General features: G+C 70.2%; 2 protein-coding genes. Both read right to left on the bottom strand.

Translation table 11 applies throughout. The features are described 5' to 3' along the window. Window positions 1-185, bottom strand: a 185-nt coding sequence (locus BJF79_RS40265; protein ID WP_143220819.1) for a hypothetical protein, incomplete at its 3' end; no start/stop codon positions are given. A gap of 55 nt (window positions 186-240) precedes the next feature. Next, the coding region (locus BJF79_RS40270; protein ID WP_262403287.1) for an RICIN domain-containing protein at window positions 241-1,080 on the bottom strand (840 nt) is incomplete at its 5' end.

The raw sequence follows: 1,080 nt of genomic DNA on the forward strand, positions 1-1,080 counted from the left end.
TGGTAGGAGATCAGCGCACCGACCCCGAACACCGTCGCCGCCACCACGACCAATGCGACACCGCCCGCCAGCAGCCGAGTCTGCACCTTCGGCTTCTCACCCCGCTGCCACGCACGCCGATCGAACGCGTTCGCCAGACTCACCCGTTCCCGGCGCTTGCGCTCGACGTCGTCCTGCTCGCTCATCTGTGCTTCCTCGCTGGTCGTCGAATCCGTCGGATGGTGAAGGCGATCGTCACGGTCAGGCGAAGGACCAGAGGTGGTCGTCGGTCATCGAGCACGGGTAGGTGAGCAGGTCGGCGCCCTGCCGGCCCGCCCCCTTCTCACCGGCCACCTCCAGGCACATCCCGCCCTTGTGGTTGCGGATCCAGAACCGGCCCGGCCCTTTCCGCTCCAGGTACCACATCTGGTTGTCGCCGCTGCCCGGCCTGCAGTAGAACTCGTTCACGCGGGTCCGCATCTTCGGCGGCCCGTATGCGTGGACGTCCATGCAGAAGCCGTCCTTGGCGTTGCGGATGGTGAACAGGTCCGCACCGCCCGGTCCCGCGCCGGGCTGGTTGACCACCAGATCCCAGAGCAGGTTGTCCTTCGTGGACCTGGTGCACCGGTACTGCTCGACCGGCCCGTCCTCTGTCCCCTTGCCGAACCCCGGCACGTCCGCGCACAGGCCCGTCACCACGTTGCGGAGCAGCACGTCGGTGGTGGTCTGGAAGTTCGGGCCCGTGGGGAACCGCGACTTCGGGCCGCCCCTCGCGACCTCGGCCTTCGGCGTGGGGCTCCGCGGCTCCACCCGCGCCGCCTCCGCACCGCCCTCCGGCTTCGCCCGGGCGCTCGGCGACGCCGACGGCTTCCCCGCCGACGGGCTCGGCGACGGCTTCTCGACCGGATCGGTCAGCCGCCGGCTCGTCGCCGCGTTCTCCTTGCGCTCCTTCTCCTCCCGGTCCTGCTGGTAGGAGATCAGCGCACCCACCCCGAACACCGTCGCCGCCACCACGACCAGCGCAACACCGCCCGCCAGCAGCCGCGTCTGCACCTTCGGCTTCTCACCCCGCTGCCACGCACGCCGATCGAACGCGTTGGC

Origin of the sequence: Actinomadura sp. CNU-125, assembly GCF_001942465.1 — a bacterium.
In the GTDB taxonomy this organism is placed as follows: domain Bacteria; phylum Actinomycetota; class Actinomycetes; order Streptosporangiales; family Streptosporangiaceae; genus Spirillospora.